Consider the following 16,978-nt stretch of genomic DNA (forward strand, 5'->3'; position numbering starts at 1 on the left):
TGTCACTATATGCCCTAGTTCTGTAAAATAGTTTTAAATCCTTAAAATAATATAAAAAAAGAAATAATTAGAATTCAGCAAAAGTGCTGAATATATTTCAATTTACTGGTAGTTTAAGGGATATTTTCCTGTTTTGAACTTGAAAGTATAAGCTGCCGCTAAATTGTTGTTAAAATTGTCTTTTATTGCTGTTTTTGGAATGTAAATTTGGTACCATGTGTATGGGTATCTTTTTGAGCTCATTTTGATGTAAAGTGTATTTCCTTTGATTGCTTTGCTGATTACGGCAGTTTTCCCTGTTTTCATGTTTTTAACATAGATTTTTGACCAGTATGTGCTTGCTTTTATGTTCTCGTTGAATTTAATTGAGATAGTGGCTGTTCTTGAAAATCCTGTTGCATTGTTTTTAGGATTTGTTGAACTCACTTTAGGTGGGATTTTATCTATAATTTTAATCAATTTAGATACTTGTTGAGAATTAACTATAGCTGAAACGTTAGCTGTGCCCCCTAATGCGCTTTTTAATGTAGATTGTGCTATTCCCTTAACAGTATAAGCTTTCGCGCTTACAGTTCCGAGGTTAGTAGTAAAAGCCACTGGTATTCCATTTGGTAAATATGATTCTGTATGGAGTGTTCCATAATTGTCATACCTTAAATCTGCAGTTATCTTAGAGTTGGTATTAATTGGAACAGAGCTTGAATTTGTGTTTACTTTGAGTACGAACCATTTGTTAATGGTAAATCCACCTATTCCAGTAGGCTTATTATTGTTTCCCCACCAGTTTAGTTCTGCATTTGTTGTTCCACCAGTATTACGAACAATAGATCCTCCCATTCTGCATGTATTTTCAGTAATCTGATTGAAGTTAGCGGTTAAGTTACCTTTACTGTAAATAGCACCACCGTTATAAGCGGCATTGTTATATGTGAAAGCACTGTTAAAGACATTTAAGGTGCCTATGTTGTGAATAGCACCACCAGTATCGCCAGTTGCTTTATTACCTGTGAATACACTTCTAGTTATAGTACAAGTACCTGAAGTGGCAATAGCACCACCAGAATACGCAGTGTTATTTACGAAAGTACAGCCAGTAATAGTTAATGTAGCAGTGTTAGAGATAGCACGTGTGTTATTTATGAAAGTACATCCAGTAACCGCACAGGTGCCCATATTACAGTAAATTGCCTCATTATTATATTTAAAAATACAGTCTTTGATAGTTAGAGTATCTTCACATACATTATCAGTTGAAATAGTGCCTCTTGTTCCTACAGGATTTCCATTTGTAATTGTTAAATTCTGGATTACTATATTTAAGTTTGGCATTGATTCTTCTCTAGGGTACTTTTGAATCTTGAATATTTGTGCACTATTGTCTCCATTTATGATAGTGCCGCTTTTACTTTGTCCTGTTATAGTCATGCTCTTGTTAATTATGATCTTGGTGTTGCCAGACCCTCTGTAAACTCCATTTGCTATATTTACAGTCCCACCATCTGATACGGTTCCTGTCGCGTTTGCAATTGTTAATTTCGCGGTTTTCCAGGAGAGACCGTCATTTGCATCGTTTCCATGTGAACCGTTCACGTAAATGACTGATGAACTGGCAGAAACTGCATTAACTGCTGATAATGTTATGAAAGTTAAGCTGAATAAAAAAACTAATATTATAAACTTGCTCGTGTATTTATGCCTTATTTTCCCATTAATTTTATCTATCCCCTTTTGTGTCTTAGAAAATAATTAGCAAATTATTACTAAATGGAGATATTAACATTAAATTGTTATTTAAAATTTACTATTTAATTTAATTGTTTTAAGGGGGATGAGAGTGATCAAATGTTTTAAAGCAATGTTAAAAATCATTTTATCAATATTTTGGTTTTACAGGGACATAGAAATCAATTTCTGATTCGGGATTATCTAGTCCAAAGAACCGGTCTTTATCATATGCTAATGCCATGTATGGATGAGCTTCATGGTAATCTGAGTTTGGGAGCCATTCATTCCAGATGTGTTCTCCCCCTTGAGACATTTTTTCTCCTTTAAATGTGAAGACAGCATACTTTGTCATTGGGAATGTTTTACAAAACATTTCAAGGGGCATTTCTTCTATTTCCCTTACTTCAACTCCAACATAAACGTAAAATTTCCCAGTTTCTTTATAATCTTCAGGTTGAAGATGAACTTCATAGGCCAGGTCATTAACTATTTTTTTTTGGAGTATATCTCCATATTTCTCACATAACTTATAGAAACGGTTCCACAGCAATCCTATTTCATTTTCTACACTCCATTCTTCATTAGAATGAAATGGATCGCCATAATAAACACATCCTATTAATTTAAGCATTTTTAAACCAGTAATTTCCACCTTTAAAGGCTTTAAAGATTTATTTGAGGCCATATTGATACTTCCGAAAAAAATATTTAATAATATCTTTAGGATGACCCTCTATTAATTATTGATGTCTCAGCTGACTGTTTAATGCACCCATTCTGGCCACAGAAAAGAAAGCCACTTGGGAATTTCTGGTTCTTTAACCCGATCAAACGACGGCATATATGGCTTCAAATCTATAATTGGAGTCCCATCAACTGCATCAAGGTTTGCTACCCTAATAATACCTTTTTCTTCATTAATATCCAGTATTTTACATGTAGTTACTGCTATGGGGTTCGGTCGATACTCTGAACGGGTTGCAAAAACTCCTGTAAACGTATTCATTGAATATGGGGGATACATTTGCAGCATATTTCTATTTTCTATTTTATCTGCTAACCAAAGTACCATCACGTGGCTGAAATTATCTAGTTCTTTTAATCCAGGGATATATTTGCCATCAATTTCCAAAAATGCATCCATACCATTTCTTTTTGCATATCCTATTGGTGAAATTGTATATGAATTTTCTTCTTCTATTGTTATCTCTGGATTCTCTGTTATGTTGACATTTTCAGTAGGATTCTCGCAGTCTTCTAAATCTATAACTGGAAATATAACTTCAGTTAGAAGTTCATTTTCTGGAACTTCCTGGGGGTTGTTGAGATAAGCTTCCCGTGGGGCTCCGATCATTTCATATTTCCCTTCCATGATGTATTGCATTATTTCAGCATAAACAGGACATATTTCTTGGTATGGGCCTTTAAATAGGGTGGAGATGGTTTTATGTTTTGGCATTATTTTTATATTTACGTGTTCATCTTCTTTTGCTTCTCCTTTAAATGGTATTCCAACTTCATATTCCATTTTTTCAGTGGAAACTTCCATAGGGCTTGTATAATAGACTACAAACGGTGGTTGTGTAACTTGGAGCCTTTTTTGAATTACCCATCCTGTCAACTCACCTATTAACTCGCCCATTTCTTCTACTGGCCCTACATGTGAAATGCTGGCTACTTGATTTTCTTCTACGGTTTTTAATTCAATTTTCATTTTGAATTCTCCTTTAAATCTACAGTTGTGAATTGAATTTTATTATATTAAAAGTTTACTATAATATGGAATATTACTCCATAATTTTGTGAACTTTAGTGTGGGATGGGTAAAATACAAAAGTTAATTTAAAGAAAAGATTTTTATCTAACTTCTAAAAAAAAACTAGCATATGGATAAAAAAAGTAATTTAAACCCTTCACAAGAATTTCTTTTAAATTCATCTGATGAAATTGTTTCTATTTTAAAAACAATTGCCCATCCAAATAGATTTAAAATTCTTACCCTGCTTTTAGAAGGGCCTTTAACCTTCCAGACACTGCTTGAAGAAACTGATTTGAAAAAATCTGCACTAGCTAACCATTTGAATGACTTAAAAGATAAATTTCTCGTGGAAAAAGTTCAGCATGGAACTTATATAATTACTGAATATGGAAAAAATTATGTTAAATCAATTGAAACCACCTACAGAGAAAATATGGTCATGAAAAGAAAATTTAAAGAAACAAAGCAAAGAATGGAGCTTGCAAAATCATTTTTGGAAAGAAATAAAGATTAATATTATTTAATGTTATTGGAATTAACTATTTTTAAGTTAAGTTTATGGGATGATCTAATTGGAACTACACTTTAAAAAACCGTCAAAAGAAGCTAGAAGTGCAATGTGTGAAGCTGCAGTGAATATTGATTATGCATCAAACAGGGGATTTGATGAAGTCAAACTTGCACAGGATAAAATAAGTGAAATAACAGGGCATGAGTACGTAAAAACTGTAAACAGTGGAAATTCCGCGATTCTGACGGCTATGAATTCCTTTAATGATAAAGTGTTGATTCCAGATCAGGGTGGCTGGACTGGATTTAGAAACATGGCCGAGTTTAGGGGTATTGAAGTTGTAGAAGTACCTACAGATCTTGGAATTATTAACCCTGAAGTCCTTGAAGACACTATTAATGAACATAAGCCTGAAGCTCTTGTTATAACGAGTTTTGCAGGGTACATTGCAGAACAACCTGTAAAAGAGCTGTTTGAAGTATGTGACGATAAAGGAGTAATTCTGGTTGAAGATGCTTCAGGGGGAATTGGAGATAGAGAAAAAAAGCTGGGAAATGGTGAACACGCCCATGTAATTGTGGCTTCAACAGGATCTCCTAAAATAGTAAACGTTGGAAGTGGGGGTTTTATTTCAACAAACCACAACGAAATTTTAAAAAAATCAAAGGTGCTTTTGAAAACATTAAAAGCAAGTCCTGTAACATGTGCAGGAATATCAGAAGAAATTAAAAACGCCTCGCAGATACTGTCAAAAACAACTGAAGCATGTGCTATGCTTAAAAAAGAATTTAAATCTGTACTTCACTCTAATAAAAGGGGAATAAGTGTTGCTTTGAAAACAGATGATCCCAAAAAAACTGGATATTTACTCAGACAAGAATTAAAAGCTGATGGGAGGAGTATAATAACTGTCTGCCCTAGATATGAACGAGTGATGATGGATGCTGTATGTATTGAGGTTAAGAATCTTGATATGCAGTCTCTGGAAAATGATAACTTAAAAGAGATCGTTCGAATTATTAAAGAAGTAATGGATTAAAGAAGTTAATATTTGAAAAAAAGGGATTGAAATTTTGATTAAATATAATCTCATCTTAAGTTTCCAGTATAAAATTTAATTGTTAAAGAAGTAGTCGATTTAATTTAAATTTAAATGAGTTAATATTTGAAAAACTGGCAAATGTACTTAAGTTTCCAGTATCAGCAGTGTGGTTTTTTCAATCATCAAACTGGATATTCCACCTGCAGTTTTTATTTCCCCTTCTGAAATATTGTAAATACCTTCTAAGAGAGCCTCATCAGGGTTTAAGATGCTGTCGTCTCTTTTATCCAGTACAGTTTCCAGTTCTTCCATAATATTTTCACTGCAGTCTACAACAACTGCACAAATATTCATTTCGCCTTCTTTTAGCCCTAAAATTGAAAGTGCCTTGGATATTTGTCTTTGAGCAGATGCGCGCACACATATTTCAAGTCCAAGGTCTTTTGCAATGTTTTCATTCCTCTCAAATGCTTTAACTGCATGAACTGCTGCATGGATGATATGCTCACGGCCGGCGATTCCATCAGCATTTAAAAGCTGAACAGTACAGTTTTTGCTCATTTTGTTAATATCACTCATTAATTTTCCGAAATCTTCGATATTTGACCTGAAACCAGCTATCTGGATATTGTATTCCATAGTGTATTCCTCAAAGATAATTTTAAACTTGTTATAGCTTTAATACATGCTATTTATTCTATTAATCCATTTTATTATTTTGTATTGTAAAAATATGGGCTGTTTGACAGTCAACTATTAGTTAAGACAGCGGGTCTTTTAAATTTTTTGTTGATGATTATTTGAATTAGGGGTGGTGTTCCATATAAATCTCAATATAATCAAATAAGCCTATTAAAACCACAGTAAGTGTTCCAACTACATACCAGTGGTAATCTTTTGGTTCATGGTTTTCTAATGATTTTATTTCATTTCCCATTTCATTGACCACTTTTACAGCAGTTTTTAGACGTGAATTTATTTCATTGACTTTTTCTTCACTGGCTTCAAATTTTAGATCTTGAAGTCTGTTGTCTAAAAATTCAGATATTCTTGTCAGTGATTCTCCTATTTTCTCTAGATTTCCTTCTTTTATAACCTGGGGATCTGTAACGCCTTTAATAAAAAGACCGCTGTAAGAGTCCTTAAAATCTTTAATAATTTCTAAAAATGATTCTTCAATATTAACTTGATATGATTCATTTTTGGTTTCCATATCATTTAATATATAAAAACTATTATTTAATTTTCTAAATATATAGATCATCTGGTAAAATTAAGCATCATCACTGCTAATTAAAATATTTAAAAATTAAGTTAAAGACTTGATTATTTATACATACTTAAATAGAGAATATAGTCTCTAAAAAGCTTTTATTTGGTATTTATGCGTGTAATGCAGGTGTTGTGTTTATTTAATTAAGTTAAAATATATTTTTTATTTTTTAAATAGAATAAACACTGCCTGTAATTTAAGAAATGTTTATTAAGGTTCAATTTACTTTTAAAAATAATGGGGGATAATTTCTTGAGAAAAGGTAAAAAGGATACAGTTAGTAATGAAAAAAAATTAGCAGCAGATCTTGAAAAAAAATTATCTCCAGCTAGAGCAGTATTTAGAATTATTCTGGGGACTTTTGGTTTGTTACTATGGATTTTAATAGGTGTTAACCCCACAATTTTCTTTTCATCGACTATACAACAGTTTATGGGAGTTACATCATTTTTTTATAGAAATCCCATTGTTTTTTTAATGGTGGCATTGATCAATATCTTTTTAGGGATAATGGTTTATTTCATTGGAATTATCTGGTGGTCTGGATTTCACATTATATGGTCCATAAGATGGTTTTATGGTTATGTGAAATATCGCAATGTAAAGAGAGCTCCAAATTAGGTTATTATAACCATAAAAAGAATCTAAATTAAAAAAAAGTATTTTAAAAGAGAAAAACCTGTTTTAGAGGTCCCCTTCTTTTATCTTTTTAATATCTTTTTTATCGCCTAATATTTTATTAATTCCACTTAAATAAGCTTCTACACTTGCATTTATGATATCAGGTTGTGTACTCCTTGCAGTCACAATTTGGTCTTCATGTTTGAGCTTGACAATTACATCAATCAGTGCGTCGGTACCTCCAGTTATAGCATCTACGTGGTACTGTTCAAGTTCTATATCTGCAAAATCAGCTATGCTCTTTTTAACAGCAACTATGGCTGCATCTACTGGACCTATACCTATTCCCGCTTCAAGAACTTCATTGTTGTTAATATTAAGTCTTACCGATGCGGTTGGAGTAATTTTATTTCCTGAAACAATGGTAAGCTCTTCCAGCTCAACCACTTTTTCGGCCACTATTCCAAGTACATCTTCTGCAATTGCCTGTAAATCTACATCTGTAACGCATTTACCTTTATCTCCCAGAGCTTTTACCCTTGTAAATATCTGGTTGAGTTTTTCATCATTTACACGCAGTCCCATCTCTTGAAGCCGCTTTTTGAGCAGGCCTGACCCTATGTGTTTACCCATTACAAATCTACGTTTATGTCCTACAAGTTCTGGGGTTATAGGCTCGTATGTTTCGGCTTTTTTAATTACACCGTCTGCGTGTATGCCTGATTCATGGGTGAACGCGTTTTCTCCAACAATGGCTTTATTTGGCTGTAGTGGAACATTGGTTAACCTTGAGGCCATTTTAGAGATTTCATATAACATTCCTATATTTATATTTGTTTCCACACCGTAAAGTGAATATAATGAAACCACTAATTCTTCTAAAGATGCATTTCCTGCCCTTTCACCTATTCCATTTACTGTAACATGGGCCTGACTTGCACCAGCCCTTAAACCTGAAAGTGAATTTGCAACAGCGAGTCCAAAGTCGTTGTGGCAGTGAACGCTTAAAGGTGCATCAAGTTTTGATAAATGTCCGTAAAATTCATAGGCTTTTTCAGGAGTAAGCATTCCAACGGTATCGCATGCACATATCCTTTTTGCGCCAGCATCTATTCCTTCTTGGAACACCTGCGTGAGGTAATCAAGGTCGCTTCTGGTTGAGTCTTCTGCAGAAAGTTCTACAAGCAGTCCATGATCGACAGCATACTGTGTGCTTTCAATTGCAAGGTCTTTAACTGCTTCCCTTGTTTTCTTTAACTTATATTTTATATGAAGATCAGATGTTGGAATAACCAGATGAACACTGTCTACGTCACATTCCAATGCAGCGTCTACATCGACTTTAACAGCCCTTGCAAAACTGCATATTTCAGTAGAAAGCCCTTCACCAGTGATTTTTTTAATTCCTTCCCTTTCACCAATTGATGTAATGGCAGATCCTGCCTCAATAACATCTACACCAAGTTCGTCAAGTTTTAGGGCCATTCGCAGCTTCTCATCGGGAGTTAAAGAAACTCCAGGGGTCTGTTCGCCGTCTCTAAGTGTTGTATCTAATATTCTAGCGTTCAAAGGAATTCCTCTTTTTATTTTAAATTTATAAACTTTATTTTTTTGTAAGTACAGAGATAACTCTGGTTAAACTTTTATGCATTCTTATCTTGTATTGTTCTATTATTTTAAATTTAGTATGACTCACAAGTTCATGGATGTCCAGGTAGTGGGGAGTTGCCATACAGATATATCCGTCTTCTTTTAGCAGTTCTTGCATAGATACAAGGGATTCTTCATAAATCTTTTTGCTGTCTATACCTGCTGTTGAAGCTGAGATACCATAAGGAGGATCAGTTACAATAGCATCGACTTTTTCTTCAATGGTAATATACCTTGCATCTCCCTGAAAAATATTATAATCTTTAATATTGCAGTACTCAAGATTTTTTTTAGTTCCCTCAACCATTTTCTCGTCTATATCAGTTCCTATTACTCTGGCCCCTACTATTCCTGCTTCTATTAAAATGCCCCCTGTTCCGCAGAATGGGTCTAGAACAGCCCTTCCTTTTTTGGCCCGTGCTAAATTAACCATTCCCCTTGCCAGTTTAGGGCTCATGGATCCTGGATAGAAAAATGGCCTTTTATGGGGCTTTAAGTCATTATAATGTTTTTTACTTCTTTTAACCAGTTGTTTACTGACTATAACAGAATCATCAAGTACGATGGTTCTTAAAAAAGTATCTGGGTTCTCAAGATTTACTTTGGCCTTATCTCCTAACTCTTTTTTAATGATACCTCCAAGCTCGATTTCCATGGCTTGGGAGTTAAAATCAGGGTCAATGCCTACTCTTTTAACCCTTACTGCATAATCTTGACTAATAATATCTTTCCAGGGGTATTTTTGGATATCATCGTTTAAATGAGGAGTACTGGTTTTAAACAGTAATTTACATATCTCATGGGTATAGGCAACTTTTTTACCAATTACCTCAATAACTGCAGAGTCTTCATCTGCAATTTCAATAATTAAAATTCCATTTTGATGATATTTTATATTAAAGGAGACATTTTCAGCCTCTAAACTTGCTGTTACTTCTGCTTTTGGTAAAGTTTCGTTTTCACCGGATAAAATGAAGATTATTTCCATAGATTAGACACCTTTTAATGAGTTGAGTGGTATTTATTTTTTTATATTTCATAGATTAACTGATAGTTGGGGGTTTCACCTTTAATAAATTACTTAATTACGGTTCAAATTAAACAAAATAATTTTTCATTTGAACTAACTATTTTTAAAATAAGTAATGAAAAGTATGTTAATTTTATAAACCAAATATTTTACGTGACAGCAGTTTAGGAAGAACTGAGAAAATTACTCCGTTTTTTATTAATTTTATCATGAGTGGTGATTGGGAATCTAGATCTCCATATTCAGAAACTATTTTTCCTACTTCTTTTTCTTTAAGTTTTAAAATTACAGAGTCAAGATTTTCATCATCCAGGGATTTGTAGGTATCCTGTACTTTGAGCTGCATTTTAAGTTCTGTATTATACATTTTTTTATATCTTTTTTGATATTTCTTTAAAATATCAATGTTTTGAGAACTAATTGCTTCATATACCACTTCTGAAGCGATTTTTGCGCAATTAAATCCTATTATAAGTCCGCCACTTGTAGTTGGTTTAACCTGGGAAGCTGCGTCCCCTATAAGTATGGCCCTGTTTTTTACTATGTCTTTTTTAGGGTCATATATGGGAATTTTACCGTGATATTTTTTTAAAATTTTTGCATTTCTTAAAGTTTCATTGTTTTTTAAAAAATCATTTAAAATCTCACTTAAATCCTTATAATCAAAATCACCAAATAGACCTACCCTTGCAGTGGATTCTGAAATTGGAATAACCCATAAAAACCCTGGAGATATTTTTGAATTCACATATACCTGAAAATAATCTTCTTTAAATGCATTTTCTCCAGCTTCGATTAAATACTGGCTTGCATGTACATATTTGGTATCGTTGTTAAAAGCTTCAGATACTATGGATGAATGGCCATCAGCACCTACAATAATTTCAGCAGATATTTTTTTATCTTTGAAGTATATCTCTCCATTTTCTATGTCTATTTTTTCTGCTCGATGGTTTAAAAAAAGCTCTGCTCCTTTATCCACTGCTAATTGTGCTAGATATTTGTCATATGCAACTCTATCTAAAACGTAGGCTAAAGGCTCTTCTTTTTTATGCATAGAGATCATAGTACTGGACGGAGAATATAAACAGGCCCCATATATCTCATTAAGTATAAATTCATCAGGTAGAACATTCACATCTTTTATTTTGGTACCTAGAAGTCCCGCGCACTGTAGAGGTACTCCTATTTCCTTTTTTTTCTCGAATATTGCTACTTTAAGCCCTTTTCCTGCCATATATCTTGCAAATGTTGAGCCTACAGGTCCGGCTCCGACTATAGCCACATCATAATTTTTCATGTTATCTTATCCGTTAACAACGCTATTTCATCTCATTCCATGTAAAACCACGAAAACATGTTTTCGGGGACTGTAAAAAACAGGAAATACCTGTAATATATGTTAAATTAGTGTTAGAAGAGTACATTTGAAGTTTGTAACTACAACTATTTAAGATTTTAATTAATATCTCTTAAATTTTTTGTCATATCTGTCCATTACCGAATCTTTAATCTTTTTGGGGCCAGATGGTTTTTCAACTATGTAGTCCCCTTCAATCATCTGGTTTATTCTATCTTCTACTTTTTTAGGATCTGGAATATCATTGAGTATTATTCTGGTATTTTCATGACCTCCATATACTGATATATCTCCACTGGAGGTTAATCGTTCTATTAATCCTTGTGAAACATTAACATCTTGAATTTTATCATAATGCATATATGATTTGTTTTTACGGATTATTCCCTTTTCCAGAATAACTCTGTAGTTTGTAAGGGTATATGTTGTGTATTCCCATGAAAGTATATCCCATATAATCCAGAGAATCAAAATAAGCATTAAAAAGAACAGGATTATGGTGGTAGCTTCTACAAGTGGAACCTGGATATATTTTATGATATAATTTTGTATACTTGCAACGAGAGATACTACTGGCTCGAAAAGATATATAACTACAATTAATGCGATGAATTTAATTACAGCTGATTTTAAATACATAAAAAAGCGAGGCTTGGTCTCAAATAAAATTCTTTCTCCTGAACGAATATCTTTTGTGTGTCTCATAAAATCACCACTTATTTTTCACTACTTTAGGAGGGATAAACTAAATTTAATTATGATCCTTTCTGTGTTTTATCTATGCATAATTTAGAATTAGTAATCTAAATATTTTATGTAAGACAAACTAACCACGATGATCACAGAAAGAATTAGGCTTGATGAAACTAACATTTTACTTAAGACAGACTTAATAAATCATAAACTTCCTAATTTTATTTTAAGCCAGCGTATGGAGCTTATAAATTATATTAGAAAGAATAAGGAATTTTTAATATCTTTTGAGCCGGTAGAAGTTGAAGATGCACCTTTTATAGCTAACGTAATGGCAAAAGCAGGTAAAATTGCAGAAGTAGGTCCTATGGCCGCTGTTGCAGGAACGATATCTGAACTCTCAATGAATTTCTTAATAGAAAACAGTGCAAAATATGCAGTTGTAGAAAACGGTGGGGATATAGCCATCAAAACTAATAAAAATGTGGTAATGGGCCTTTACGCCGGAACTTCATCACTTTCTGGACAGATCGGTTTTAAAATAAAATACGAAAAAACTCCAATGGGAATATGCACCTCTTCTGGAACTGTTGGGCATTCTATAAGTTTAGGCAGGGCAGATTCTGTAACTGTATTTGCAGACCATGCCAGCATTGCCGACGCGCTTGCAACAAGCATTGCAAATGAAGCTAAAGGTGATTTAGAACAGGATGCTGTGCAGAACTGCCTGGCAAGGGCTGAAGACTTTAAACCTTATTTTAGGGGTGTTATGATTGTGGTCGGCGAATCTGCCGGAACGGTCGGAAAAATCCCTAAATTGATTAAAACTGATAAAAAAGTTGTTTTAGGCGATTTATTTGATATTTATTAGAAAATAAAAAGAAGTTGAAAAAATATATTTCTGATATTTTTTCAAATTGGATTTAGTTCCTCTTAATCCGAGCTATATCTCCGATTGTGGCTCCTCTTCTGGCCCGCGGGCCTAAATCTTCCTGTTTTCCATCGTCGGTTTTTTCAATGAGCGTTACGTCCAGTATTTTTTCTAATTTTTTTGCAAGTTTAATATCTGGAACCATTTTTCCAGATTCAACCCTGTTAACCACAGATGCTTTTTCATATACTTTTTCAGCAAGCACTTCACGTGTCCAACCTTTTCTTTCCCTGCCTTCTCGTATAATATCTTTGAAATCTTCGATAACTTCTTCTGAAGGTTCCCTGAATTTAGGACTTCTTCTTACTGGCCTTGGTTTCCTTGCTTTTGGTGGTTCTCTCTGTACTTTTCCGAATTTAGAACATTCATTACATGTAACCATAATTGAGCTTTCAATTTTTGTTTTCACTGGTTCTCCAACTATTTTCTTTCCACATATCTCGCATCTCATGCTGATCACTTTGTATTTTCATGTAAGTGTAATATATAATATTGATAATGCAATAAAACGAACAGTTGTTCTTGTTTAAGTATTTATACTTTTTTTATTCTTCTTTATAATATTTATGTCTCTTTGATTAGCTTCTTTAAATGTATGTTGTAAATATTTTCATAAATTTATGAATTTATGCAGGTGAAAGTGCATTTATTTTCTATAATTTATTATTTTCCAATATTTGAAATAAAATTTTTTACAATTTGGAGATATGAAAAACTTTATTTTGATTGGTTTTTTAAAAAAAACGTTAAATTATACTTTTCTATTATATTGTGTACCCTCAATATTTAAATATTATTAAAACAAAAATATGACTGAATTAATTAATAAATATTTTCAATTTAATAAAAATTTCAGGAGTGAATAAGGATCATGGAAGACATGTCCCGAAATATAATGAAAAAAACTGAAGATCTTAAGAAGGAAATTAAACTCCTAAAGGAGGAGAATACTAAAACTAAAAGAAATTTGATGTGGAAAGTTAGAAAGCTTGAGAAAGACAAAGTTTTAGTTGAAAATGAAAAGATGAGGCTCGACAGAGAAGTAAAATCTCTAAGAGGCGAAATTGAAAGGTTTAGGTCCCCTCCTCTTGTAGTGGCTACTATAACTGAAGTTTTAGAAGACGGAAAACTTGTAGTAAAAAGCAGCACAGGACCTCATTTCGTTATAAATTATTCACGTTTATTAGATAAAAAATCATTAGAACCAGGCTCAAGGGTTGCTTTAAATCAGCAAACATTTAGTATCGTAAATGTACTACCATCTGAGAAAGATCCTCTAATCAGCGGTATGGAAGTAGAAGAAAAACCAGACGTAAGTTACGAGCAAATTGGTGGACTTGAAGAACAAGTCGTTGAAATTAAGGAAACAGTAGAATTACCGCTTAAAAAACCAGAATTATTTGCAAATATTGGAATTGAACCTCCAAAAGGAGTACTTTTATACGGTCCTCCAGGAACAGGTAAGACTCTTCTTGCAAAGGCAGTTGCAAATGAGACCAATGCAACATTCATAAAAATTGTTGCATCTGAATTTGTAAAAAAATACATTGGTGAAGGTGCAAGATTAGTTAGAGGTGTATTCGAACTTGCAAAAGAGAAAGCACCAAGTATCATCTTCATTGATGAAATAGATGCAATTGCAGCTAAGAGACTCAAAAGTTCAACAAGTGGTGACAGAGAAGTTCAAAGGACGCTCATGCAGCTACTTGCAGAAATGGACGGTTTCGAAGCCAGGGGAGATGTTGGAATCGTTGCAGCGACCAACAGGCCAGATATATTAGACCCTGCACTTTTACGTCCTGGAAGATTTGACAGGTTCATAGAAGTTCCAATTCCAAATGAAGACGGTAGAATGGAGATCTTAAAAATCCACACTAGAAATATGTCCTTAGAAGAAGAAGTGGATATAAGACTTGTTGCATCATTAACTGAAGGTGCTTCTGGTGCCGACCTTAAAGCTATCTGTACAGAAGCAGGTATGTTTGCAATAAGGGAAGAGAGATCCAGCGTTACAATGAACGACTTCATGGATGCAATTGATAAAATTGTAGGTCTTGAGAAAGAAGAAGAAGTTAGAAGAGAAGCCGGCGTAATGTACGGTTAAACTATTTTTTTCTTTTTTAATTATTTAATCCACAAACTATTTATTCTATAATTTAAAATCTAATTTTAAGCCAGTGATGAACCCTATGAGCTCTGATACGTGATGAATGATGGGCGATCTGAGGCTTATTATATTATTATTACTATTAAATTCGACTTTTAATCCAATTTTTTTAATTTAATTTAGATTCTATAGGTTTTTACTAATGGTATAATTGAATTTAAATTAATTAAGCAATGAATTTACACTATTTTGCAGAATTTCAATAAAATTATTTATTTTAGGTTACATATTAATATTAATTTTAATATAAGTATTATGCATGTGATGGTTGTAGGAGTTAAATCTTGCAAAATAAAATAAATTTAGAAACTCGTATTGGAATTAAAGGGATATTATTAACATCTGCAATTTTAATTCTGCTTTTAATCTCTTTTGTTTTATTTGGAGATCCTTTAGATAACTGGACTAATAGTTTTTTTCAATCTGAACCTTCTAATCTAATTGCAAGCTTAGTTATTGGATCTTTATTATCTATTGATGTTATAGCTCCAGTTCCATCTAGTATATTAAGTACAGCTGGGGGCTATTTTCTGGGATTTATAGGTGGAACTATTATTTCTTTAGTGGGTATGACAATCAGCTGTTTAATAGGTTACTGGATTGGGGCTAAATTTGGACGTGCTGCAGTTCTTCGATTGGTAGATACAAAAGAAATTTCTGGATTTGAATCTCTTCAAAAAAAATATGGGGATTGGATAATTATTATTTCACGTTCAGTTCCACTACTTGCTGAAACTTCAGTGTTATTTGCAGGAATTGGCCGTATGAAATTCAACCGTTTTATTTCTATGGTTACAATATCTAATTTGGGTATATCTATGGTTTATGCAGCTGTTGGGCTTATTCGGCGCATATTAATTCATTTTTGTTTGCTTTTGCAGCTGCTATGATATTCCCGGGAGTTATGATTGTCATTTTGAAAAATAAAAAGACATTTAATCCTGATTAAGGTCATTATTTATTCTGCATTATTAAAAATTTATTAAGCATGCAAAACAAATAATAATAGTAGATTATCTCAGTTGATGTGTTTAGATGTCTTATCTTATCTGCAAGAAATGTGGTGGCTATTACAAGCTTAAAGAGGGAGAAAAGCCGGATGAATTTGAGGCATGTGAGTGTGGGGGAACCCTCAGATATGTTCAAAATTTTAATGCGCATTTCGACGAAGAATTAGACCCTATAAATGAATTTAATATTTGTCCTGACTGTGGAATTGAGAATTCTGCAGGTGAAAAATACTGTAAATCATGTGGTAAAATGATAAAAGATACCAAAAATGAAGAAAATAATTCTGATGCTAATAAAAATGTGCTAAAATCTACATCTAATAAATGGATATTGAGGGCTGTGGCAATTATTGTAGGCATTTTAATTGTAGTGATCCCTACTTTAATATTTGTAGATTCGAATTATGCATTGTTACTGCTTCTAATTGGGGGAATAGTTGCATCGCTAATTGCTGGAGGAAAAAGTGAAGATGGGGCTATAAATGGAATTGTAGTTGGTGTAATAGCTGCAATCTTAATTTTAAGCCTTAGAGGTAATTTTTTATTTATTGATGATGTCCTCTTTAATATAGAAATATTCATTTTTGAAATGAGCGGTGCCATATTAATCCTTGCCCTCTTTGGCCTTATTGGAGGAGTAATTGGTATTTCAATACGCGAATTTTTAATTAAAGCTGAAAAATAATATCATTGCTTTTAAATAAAGAATTTTAATTTGAAGGAACTGATTTATGTGAATAATAGCCTTTAAGTACAGGTAACCTATTAAACATCTTTTTTATTTCTTCAAATTCTTTATATTCTTCACTTATAACGACAATATGTGCTGGCGGGTGTATTTTTTTAATATGCATTATACTTTTTGTTGTATCGTCTAAAACTTTTAAGAGAGCTGCTATTTCACATTTTGATCTTAAATTCTGCTTAAGAATGCCTTTAGCCAGTTTGTCTGCAATTTGGGGTTCAATTATCTTTGGGTTTCCTGATATTTTTAAATTAGCATGCCTTTCAATGTCTGCAATGGCATTCAATAGTTTTCCTTGACTGTTTGCACGTATTAAAATTAGGGTCATTTTTTCACCGGTGTAATTATTTTTGATATGATTAATTAAATAAAATTTAATTTTTAAACTTATTTTTGTGGATATATAAGTATTGTAGATGATTTCTAATTAAATATTCTTTACTTTTTAAAAATATAAAATT

18 protein-coding genes are annotated in these 16,978 nt (G+C 32.8%); 7 read left to right on the forward strand and 11 right to left on the reverse strand.

Annotated elements, in window-relative coordinates; genetic code table 11:
* Nucleotides 1–102: 102 nt before the first annotated feature.
* From EJ01_RS12350 to tsaA, 3 genes are all read right to left on the reverse strand, one after another.
* A complete protein-coding gene (locus EJ01_RS12350) occupies nt 103–1,590 on the reverse strand; it encodes an Ig-like domain-containing protein (RefSeq protein WP_048080857.1) in 1,488 nt (495 codons plus the stop codon).
* 283 nt (nt 1,591–1,873) lie between these two features.
* A complete protein-coding gene (locus EJ01_RS12355) occupies nt 1,874–2,410 on the reverse strand; it encodes a GyrI-like domain-containing protein (RefSeq protein WP_048080856.1) in 537 nt (178 codons plus the stop codon).
* Between the two features lie 78 nt (nt 2,411–2,488).
* A complete protein-coding gene (gene tsaA / locus EJ01_RS17015) occupies nt 2,489–3,439 on the reverse strand; it encodes a tRNA (N6-threonylcarbamoyladenosine(37)-N6)-methyltransferase TrmO (RefSeq protein ID WP_084689216.1) in 951 nt (316 codons plus the stop codon).
* Nucleotides 3,440–3,611: 172 nt separating this feature from the next.
* On the opposite strand from tsaA, the gene EJ01_RS12370 reads away from it, so the two are divergent.
* Nucleotides 3,612–3,998: an ArsR/SmtB family transcription factor gene (locus tag EJ01_RS12370; protein WP_048080855.1), complete on the forward strand. Its 387-nt coding sequence runs from the start codon at nt 3,612–3,614 to the stop codon at nt 3,996–3,998.
* Between the two features lie 58 nt (nt 3,999–4,056).
* On the forward strand, nt 4,057–5,034 hold the full coding sequence (locus EJ01_RS12375; RefSeq protein ID WP_048080854.1) for a DegT/DnrJ/EryC1/StrS family aminotransferase: 978 nt from the start codon (nt 4,057–4,059) through the stop codon (nt 5,032–5,034).
* 147 nt (nt 5,035–5,181) lie between these two features.
* Here EJ01_RS12375 and cgi121 read toward each other — a convergent pair whose 3' ends face one another.
* Entirely contained in the window at nt 5,182–5,676 is a 495-nt protein-coding gene (cgi121, locus tag EJ01_RS12380) for a KEOPS complex subunit Cgi121 (RefSeq protein WP_048080853.1), read from the reverse strand.
* Nucleotides 5,677–5,842: 166 nt separating this feature from the next.
* Entirely contained in the window at nt 5,843–6,250 is a 408-nt protein-coding gene (locus EJ01_RS12385) for a hypothetical protein (RefSeq protein WP_157197550.1), read from the reverse strand.
* Between the two features lie 312 nt (nt 6,251–6,562).
* Here EJ01_RS12385 and EJ01_RS12390 point away from each other — a divergent pair, with 312 nt between their 5' ends.
* The gene (locus tag EJ01_RS12390; protein ID WP_048080851.1) at nt 6,563–6,931 is read left to right on the forward strand and encodes a hypothetical protein; all 369 of its coding nucleotides are present in this window, start codon (nt 6,563–6,565) and stop codon (nt 6,929–6,931) included.
* A gap of 63 nt (nt 6,932–6,994) precedes the next feature.
* Here the strand turns inward: EJ01_RS12390 and EJ01_RS12395 are convergent, their stop codons facing one another.
* The 4 genes from EJ01_RS12395 to EJ01_RS12410 all read right to left on the reverse strand — a co-directional run bounded on the left by EJ01_RS12395 (nt 6,995) and on the right by EJ01_RS12410 (nt 11,676).
* Complete coding sequence (locus EJ01_RS12395) at nt 6,995–8,500, reverse strand: (R)-citramalate synthase (protein WP_048080850.1); 1,506 nt, start codon at nt 8,498–8,500, stop codon at nt 6,995–6,997.
* A 34-nt stretch (nt 8,501–8,534) separates the two neighbouring features.
* Nucleotides 8,535–9,569, reverse strand: coding sequence for a TIGR01177 family methyltransferase (locus tag EJ01_RS12400; protein WP_048080849.1), 1,035 nt, complete (start codon nt 9,567–9,569; stop codon nt 8,535–8,537).
* 175 nt (nt 9,570–9,744) lie between these two features.
* Nucleotides 9,745–10,911: a geranylgeranyl reductase family protein gene (locus EJ01_RS12405; protein WP_048080848.1), complete on the reverse strand. Its 1,167-nt coding sequence runs from the start codon at nt 10,909–10,911 to the stop codon at nt 9,745–9,747.
* A gap of 162 nt (nt 10,912–11,073) precedes the next feature.
* On the reverse strand, nt 11,074–11,676 hold the full coding sequence (locus EJ01_RS12410; protein WP_048080847.1) for a PH domain-containing protein: 603 nt from the start codon (nt 11,674–11,676) through the stop codon (nt 11,074–11,076).
* A gap of 130 nt (nt 11,677–11,806) precedes the next feature.
* Between EJ01_RS12410 and EJ01_RS12415 the strand changes: the two genes are divergently transcribed.
* Nucleotides 11,807–12,535 (forward strand): UPF0280 family protein, encoded by a 729-nt coding sequence (locus EJ01_RS12415; protein ID WP_048080846.1) that lies wholly within the window; start codon nt 11,807–11,809, stop codon nt 12,533–12,535.
* Between the two features lie 52 nt (nt 12,536–12,587).
* Here EJ01_RS12415 and EJ01_RS12420 read toward each other — a convergent pair whose 3' ends face one another.
* Nucleotides 12,588–13,046 carry a multiprotein bridging factor aMBF1 gene (locus EJ01_RS12420; RefSeq protein WP_048080845.1) on the reverse strand — a complete coding sequence of 153 codons (459 nt, stop codon included), beginning with the start codon at nt 13,044–13,046 and terminating at the stop codon, nt 12,588–12,590.
* Nucleotides 13,047–13,466: 420 nt separating this feature from the next.
* Here EJ01_RS12420 and EJ01_RS12425 point away from each other — a divergent pair, with 420 nt between their 5' ends.
* From EJ01_RS12425 to EJ01_RS12435, 3 genes are all read left to right on the forward strand, one after another.
* A complete protein-coding gene (locus tag EJ01_RS12425; RefSeq protein ID WP_048080844.1) occupies nt 13,467–14,699 on the forward strand; it encodes a proteasome-activating nucleotidase in 1,233 nt (410 codons plus the stop codon).
* A 347-nt stretch (nt 14,700–15,046) separates the two neighbouring features.
* Nucleotides 15,047–15,652 carry a TVP38/TMEM64 family protein gene (locus EJ01_RS12430; RefSeq protein ID WP_048080843.1) on the forward strand — a complete coding sequence of 202 codons (606 nt, stop codon included), beginning with the start codon at nt 15,047–15,049 and terminating at the stop codon, nt 15,650–15,652.
* Between the two features lie 145 nt (nt 15,653–15,797).
* Nucleotides 15,798–16,457, forward strand: a complete 660-nt coding sequence (locus tag EJ01_RS12435; RefSeq protein ID WP_048080842.1) for a TIGR04086 family membrane protein — start codon at nt 15,798–15,800, stop codon at nt 16,455–16,457.
* Between the two features lie 25 nt (nt 16,458–16,482).
* Here the strand turns inward: EJ01_RS12435 and EJ01_RS12440 are convergent, their stop codons facing one another.
* Nucleotides 16,483–16,845, reverse strand: a complete 363-nt coding sequence (locus tag EJ01_RS12440) for a DUF356 domain-containing protein (protein WP_048192887.1) — start codon at nt 16,843–16,845, stop codon at nt 16,483–16,485.
* Nucleotides 16,846–16,978: the final 133 nt, after the last annotated feature.

It is taken from the genome of Methanobacterium veterum (genome assembly GCF_000745485.1).
Lineage (GTDB): Archaea > Methanobacteriota > Methanobacteria > Methanobacteriales > Methanobacteriaceae > Methanobacterium_D > Methanobacterium_D veterum.